The 6,278-nt window shown below is 67.1% G+C and carries 4 protein-coding genes; all 4 read left to right on the top strand.

The window, feature by feature from the left end:
- Positions 1–148 precede the first annotated feature (148 nt).
- On the top strand, positions 149–1,399 hold the full coding sequence (locus tag BGO62_RS11475) for a hypothetical protein (RefSeq protein WP_296642511.1): 1,251 nt from the start codon (positions 149–151) through the stop codon (positions 1,397–1,399).
- Positions 1,396–3,732 carry a VanZ family protein gene (locus tag BGO62_RS11470; RefSeq protein ID WP_296642508.1) on the top strand — a complete coding sequence of 779 codons (2,337 nt, stop codon included), beginning with the start codon at positions 1,396–1,398 and terminating at the stop codon, positions 3,730–3,732. The genes BGO62_RS11475 and BGO62_RS11470 overlap by 4 nt, the downstream gene beginning before the upstream one ends.
- Entirely contained in the window at positions 3,719–4,675 is a 957-nt protein-coding gene (locus BGO62_RS11465; RefSeq protein ID WP_296642504.1) for an acetyltransferase, read from the top strand. The genes BGO62_RS11470 and BGO62_RS11465 overlap by 14 nt, the downstream gene beginning before the upstream one ends.
- Positions 4,676–4,700: 25 nt before the next feature.
- Positions 4,701–6,278, top strand: a 1,578-nt coding sequence (gene cysC, locus BGO62_RS11460) for an adenylyl-sulfate kinase (protein WP_296642501.1), incomplete at its 3' end; no start/stop codon positions are given.

Genomic DNA, 6,278 nt, shown 5'->3' with positions numbered 1-6,278 from the left:
CTATAAACAGCGCGATCCCCTGTATCGCGAAGTGGCCGACATCGTGGTGGATACCGGGCGGCAGAGCGTGGCGGGCATGACCCGCGTGCTCTTCGGCAAGCTGGACTTGCTGAGGAGAGGGCTGCCGCTGCCCGATACGGCGGGCTGAATGCGGCGAGCCGTCTGCATCGGGCTGCTTTGTCTGCTGACGGACATGACGGCAGCCGCAGACTACCGCGTGGATGCGCAAAATTACCGTGATTATTTGCATCGCTTGCAGCCGGGCGACCGCTTGCTGCTAGTGTCGGGGGATTACCGCCAGGGCCTGCCGCTGCACAATCTGTCCGGGCGCACCGGCCAGCCCATCGTCATCGAAGCGGCCGATCCCGCTGTGCCGCCGCGCTTCATCGCGCGGCCGCGCGCCAACACGGTCAGCCTGGTCAACGTCCGTCACCTGGTGTTGCGCCACCTGGAGCTCGATGGCCGCAGCCAGCCGGTGGATGCAGTCAAGGCCGAAGGCCACAGCCGCTATGCCGACCACATCACGCTGGAGTCACTGCATATTCACGACCATGCCGCGTCGCAGCAAAACGTGGGCATTTCCACCAAATGTCCGGCACTGGGGTGGGTGGTCAGGGGGAACCGCATCGAGCGGGTCGGCACCGGCATGTACTTCGGCGATTCCGACGGCTCGGACCCCTTCGTCGGCGGCGTCATCGAAGCCAACCGGATCGTGCACACCCTGGGTTACAACCTGCAGATCAAGCATCAAACCACGCGCCCGGCCGAATATGCGGATCGCTACGACACGGTGATTCGGTACAACTTGTTTTCCAAGTCCGACGCCGTCGCCGGCCCGCAGGCGCGCCCCAACGTCCTGCTGGGCCATGTCCCGCTGAGGGGCGCGGGCAGCGAAGACCGCTATCTGGTCTACGGCAACCTCTTTCTGCACAATCCGAGCGAAGCGTTGTTGCAGGCGGAGGGGCGGGTGGCGGTGTACGACAATGTATTCATCAACGGCAGCGGCGATGCGATCCATATCCAGCCGCACAACGATGTGCCGCGCGACATGGCGATTTTCTCCAATACCGTGCTGGCTTCGGATACGGGCATCCTGGTGCGCCAGGGCAAGGGAGCGGCCTGGCGCCAGCGGGTGATCGCGAATGTGGTGGCGGCCACTTCTCCCGTGCTGGGCGGTGAGGCCGCGCACAATGTCATGCTGGCCTATCGGCCCGATTTTTTGAACCTTGCTGCAGCGGAACTGACTGCGCGTCTGCTGGCGGATGCCCAGCCGCCAGACCGCTTGCCGGCTGCGCTGGCGGGCGAACTCGCAGCCTATCCCGACTGGCAGGGCGCGTCGCGCCCCGGCGCAAGGGTGGCGCCCGCCGTGCTGCGCATGCCGGAGGCCCTCTGGCCATGAGCCACGGCATGGGGACGTCCGGCAAACCCCGCGCCCTGTTGTGGTGGGCTGCGCTGCTGTACAGCGTATTTGTCGTTTACGGCAGCCTGGTGCCCTTGAAATTTCATGCGCTGCCGTGGGACGAGGCGGTGGCCCGCTTCGGCGCGATACCCTTCCTCAAGCTCGGCATCGGTTCGCGCGCCGACTGGGTGGCCAATCTGCTGCTGTTCATCCCGCTGACCTTCCTGTGGCTGGGCGCGCTGTCGGCCGGCTGCAGCCGTTTGCGCCGGGCGCTCGCCACGCTGGCGCTGATTCCCGCGGCCACCGCGTTGAGCATCGGAATCGAGTTCACGCAGCTGTTTTTCCCGCAGCGCACGGTGTCGCAAAACGACATCCTTGCCGAAGCCCTGGGCGGGATCGTCGGCGTCCTGGCCTGGTGGGGGACGGGCGAGCGTTTCATCGAGTGGCTGCAGTCCTGGCAACGCACCCATGCCCGCGCCGCCCTGGCCGAGCGGCTGGCCTGGGCGTATCTGGCGGGGGTACTGGTCTACAACGTGCTGCCGCTCGACCTGACCATCAGCCTGGTCGAGATTTTCCATAAATGGCAGGACGGCAAGGTCAATCTGATTCCGTTCGGCCGTCTGCCCGGGGATGCGGCCTATGCCCTGTACGAAATCGCCACCGACGCCCTGATCTGGGCGCCGCTTGCGCTGCTGTGGCGGCTCGACGGGACACGCAGCGCGTGGCGCGCGTGGGGCATGGCGCTGGCCACGGCGGTCGCTCTGGAAATCATGCAACTGTTCGTCTTTTCCCGCGTCAGTGACGTCACCGACGTCTTCACGGCCGCCGCCGGCGCCGCCCTGGGGAGCGTCATCGGCGGCTGGCTGGCCGCGCGCGAAGCGCCCACCGGCCGGCCGCTGCGGGCAGGCGCCGCGCCCGTGCATGCGGGCGCGGCGGCGCGATGGCTGCCACTCGCGCTGGCGGCGGGATGGCTGGCCGTGCTGCTGTTCGTGTTCTGGTTTCCCTTCGATTTCCGCACCGACGGCGCCTTCATCAAAAGCCGGCTCGACTTCCTGCAGCGGGTGCCGTTCGAGGTGTATTACGTCGGCACCGAATACCGTGCCATCACCGAAGTGCTGCGCAAGACGCTGTTCTTTGCCCCGCTCGGCGGCTTGCTGGCGTGGGGCGTGGCGCGGCAGCCGTGGCGCTGGCGCGGCCCCCTGTTTGCGCTGGCCATGCTGGTGCTGGCGGGGGCGCCTGCTGTCATCGAGCTGGGACAGGTGATGCTGCCGCACAAAATCGCCGACACCACCGATTGGCTGCTGGCCTGGCTGGGGGGGCTGGCGGGCTACGGCATGGCGCGCCGCATGCTGCGCGCGCCGCGCCAAGCCGTGCCGGTGCCGGCGGCCGTCGACGCGGCCGCCGTGTCTCCGTACCCGGCACCACGCGCGCGCTGGCATTTGCCGCTGATGCTGGGGGGGCTGACCGTGCTGTTCTGGAGTGCGGCGCATACCCCCTTCATGCCTTACAACGTGCGCGAACTGCTGCGGCACGACGCGCCCTGGCTGTCGGCGCTGCTGCTTGCGCTGACGTGTTACTGGCTGGCCGTGTGGCCGGTGTGGCTGGCGCGGCGGCGGGTGTCCGGCCTGTTCCGCCAGGCGCAGCTGCCGCTCGGTTTGCTGATGTATGGCGGGATGGCTTTTCTGTTGCTGGCGGCCGCGGTGCCGGATGAGAGCCTGCACGATCTGGCAGGCAGCCCGGTGCGTCAGTGGCCCGGACAGTGGGAGCTCGGGCTGCGCTGGGTGGCGCTGCTGGCGGTGCCCGGGGCGTTGCTGTATCTGGCCGCGCAAACGGTGCGCCGCTGGCGCGGCCGGCGGCTGGGAGCGGGGCATTTCTGGGCGGCGGTTCCGGTGCTGCTGCTGGCGTATTGGGGCATCGTCGTGCAGGCGGCCACCGACAACCTCACGGAACTCATGGCGGTGCCGCGGCCGCTGGCCTTCGTGGCGCTATGCGCCTGGCTCTACGTCCTGTTCCTGGCGGCGGCCTGGCTGGCTTCGCCGCTGCCGGCAGCGCAGCGCACCCGGCAGCTGGCCGTTGCGCTTGCGTCGCTGCCCTTGGCGGCATTGTTTCTGCATCTCGGGCTGGCAGGCGAAATCGACAAATACGGCCAGCAATTTTCAGCCCTGCAGTTTTTGCTGAGCGCCGACCGCCAGCATTACGCCGCGCAGCCCGTCGTCTGGCTGCGCTACAGCGCGCTGCACGTGCTTGTCATCGCGGCGCTGGCCTCCTTACAATGGCCACACTTCCGCGCCACGCCCCGACTACACAGCCACGCTCCCCATGCCTCTCATTGACGTTTTCAACGGCGACGCGGACGGCATCTGCGCGCTGCATCAGTTGCGCCTGATCGACCCGGCCGACTCCGAGCTGATCACCGGACCCAAGCGCGACATCGGCCTGCTGAAACGGGTCGAGGCCCAGGCAGGCGACCGCATCACCGTGCTCGACATCGCGCTGTCGAAAAACCGCGACGCGCTCGATCGGCTGCTCGAAGCGGGCGCGCACGTGCGCTATTTCGATCACCACCAGCCGGGCGACATCCCCGCACACCCCCATTTCGAACCGCACATCGATACCGATGCCAACGTCTGCACCAGCCTGCTGGTGAACCGGTATTTGCAGGGCAGGCATCTGGCATGGGCGGTGGCCGCCGCATTCGGCGACAATCTCGCCGATGCCGCGCGGCAAGCCGCCGCACCCCTGAATTTGTCCGACGGCCAGTTGACGCAATTGCAGTCGCTCGGCGAATGCCTCAACTACAACGGCTATGGCGAAACCCTTGACGATCTGTTTTTCGATCCAGCCGAGTTGTACGGCCAGCTGCGCCCGTTCGCCGATCCCTTCGCCTTCGTCGCCGAGTCGCCCGCCTATCGAATTTTGCAGGCCGGCTATCGGGACGACATGGCGCGCGCGGTCGCCGTCGATGCGGCCGAAATGCGCGCGGCCGGGCGCATTTTCATGCTGCCCGCCGAAAAGTGGGCGCGGCGGATTTCCGGCGTGTTTGGCAATCGGCTGGCAGTCGAGTCGCCCGCCCAGGCGCACGCCGTGCTCACCGCCAAGCCGGGCGGCGGCTATGTCGTCAGCGTGCGCGCGCCGCTGGCTGCGAAGTCGGGCGCAGACGAACTGTGCAGCCGGTTCGACAGCGGCGGCGGACGCAAGGGCGCAGCCGGCATCAACCATTTGCCCGAGCCCGAGCTTGGCCGGTTTATTGCTAGCTTCTTCGAGATTTATAAATAGCCGCGCGGCCTTTTCCTGGAACAACATGCTGAATCAACTGATCGCGCCCTACGGCGGCGCCCTCGTCAACCTGATCGAGCCCGCAACGGGCGATGCGCTCAAACAGGAAGCCCTCGGGCTGCCTTCGCTCGAACTCGACTGGCGTCAGCAGTGCGAACTCGAAATGCTGATGACCGGCGCCTATTCGCCGCTCACCGGCTTCATGACGCGCGCGCAGTGCGCACGCGTCGAGACCGACATGCAGCTCGACGATGGCACCTTCTGGCCGCTGCCGGTGACGCTTGGCAGCCGGCAAAAAACCGCCGCCGAACTGAAACCGGGCGATCGTGTCGCCTTGCGCGACGGCGAAGGTTTCATGCTCGCCGTGCTGGCGCTCAGCGACGTGTGGCAGGACGGCGATATCCGCTACCTGGGCGGTGCGGTCGAAGGCGCGGCCTTGCCGCCGCATCCCGATTTTGCCAGCCTGCGTGCCACCCCGTCCGAGCTGCGTGCGCTGTTTGCCCGGCGCGGCTGGCGGCGCGTCGTCGCCTGGCAGGCATGCCAGCCGATGCACCGCGCGCAGTTCGAGTTTTGCCTGAAAAGCGCGATCGAGAACGAGGCCAACCTGCTGCTGCATCCGCAGGTGGGGGGCGACATTACCGATGCGCCGGCGTATTTTGGCCTGGTGCGCAGTTTTCTCGCCATTCGCGAACGCTTCCCCGCCGCCACCACCCAGTTGTCGCTGTTGCCGGCGCCGCCTCGCGCCGCCGACGCGCGCGCGCTGCTGCTGCGCGCCATCGTCGCGCGCAATCATGGCTGCGGCCTGCTGATTGCGGGCGGCGAACACCAGGCCGATGGCGACTGCCGGCGCGGCGAGGACCTCAGCCGGACAGATGCCGACCTGCCGGTAGCCGAACTGGCCGGGAAAATCGGCGTGCAACTCATTGCCTACCCGCGCATGGTCTATGTGGAGGAGCGCGCCGAGCACCTGCCGGAATCCGAGGCGCCGGCCGGCGCGCGCCTGCTCAAGCTCAGCGGCGAGGAATTCCAGCGCCGTATGCGGGCTGGGCTGAAAGTCCCCGACTGGTACAGCTTTCCCGAAGTGCTGGGCGAGCTGCAGCGGCAAAACCCACCGCGCGAACGCCAGGGGTTCACCGTATTCTTTACCGGCTTGTCCGGTGCGGGGAAATCCACCCTCGCGCGTGCGTTGACCGCGCGGCTGATGGAAATGGGCGGACGTTCGGTGACCCTGCTGGACGGCGACATCGTGCGCCGCCATCTCTCGTCCGAGCTGGGCTTTTCAAAAACGCACCGCGACATCAACGTGCGGCGCATCGGTTTTGTCGCGAGCGAAATCACCAAGAATCGCGGCATCGCCGTCTGCGCGCCGATTGCGCCGTATCGCCAGACGCGCCGCGACGTGCGCGCCATGATCGAAGCCGTCGGCGGCTTCGTCGAAATTCATGTCGCCACGCCGATCGAAACCTGCGAGTTGCGCGACCGCAAAGGTTTGTACGCGAAGGCGCGCGCGGGACTGATCCCGGAATTCACCGGCGTCTCCGATCCTTACGAAGTGCCGGAAAAGCCGGAGCTGGCGATCGATACCACCAATCAGGGCATCGAC

The sequence above is a fragment of the Thiobacillus sp. 65-1402 genome, from assembly GCF_001897685.1.
In the GTDB taxonomy this organism is placed as follows: Bacteria; Pseudomonadota; Gammaproteobacteria; order Burkholderiales; family Thiobacillaceae; genus Thiobacillus.
The sequence above is the reverse complement of the archived record's forward strand: the minus strand, read 5'-3'. Positions and strand labels throughout refer to the sequence as shown.

Coding starts and splice junctions, on each gene's coding strand:
- BGO62_RS11475 (WP_296642511.1), top strand. CDS start 149: ATGCGGCGAGCCGTCTGCATCGGGCTGCTTTGTCTGCTGACGGACATG.
- BGO62_RS11470 (WP_296642508.1), top strand. CDS start 1,396: ATGAGCCACGGCATGGGGACGTCCGGCAAACCCCGCGCCCTGTTGTGG.
- BGO62_RS11465 (WP_296642504.1), top strand. CDS start 3,719: ATGCCTCTCATTGACGTTTTCAACGGCGACGCGGACGGCATCTGCGCG.